The 228-nt window shown below is 50.9% G+C and carries 1 pseudogene; it reads right to left on the reverse strand.

What is annotated here, in order from left to right:
• A pseudogene (locus LD028_RS09800) lies at window positions 1–228 on the reverse strand (amidase domain-containing protein); the annotation flags it as partial.

Raw genomic sequence — 228 nt, forward strand, 5'->3', positions numbered from 1 at the left:
ATCGGTTCATCAGCTACAAGCTCACCGCGAACAAAACAGGCGCATCGCTCCTCAACCTGTTCTTCTATATATAGTGAACCCCTTTGCTGAATTAAAAATTGATGGTGGGCAATATACATAACTTTCGCTTCCCGCTCGATGGTCTGCCTGCCAACAATTTGTCCCCGGATCGTGCAACGGACGATCTCCGCGCCGCGCTTTTGGCAAAGCTGCTGCTTCCTTGCCGCT

Origin of the sequence: Anoxybacillus sp. LAT27, assembly GCF_022030075.1 — a bacterium.
Taxonomy (GTDB): domain Bacteria; phylum Bacillota; class Bacilli; order Bacillales; family Anoxybacillaceae; genus Anoxybacillus; species Anoxybacillus kestanbolensis.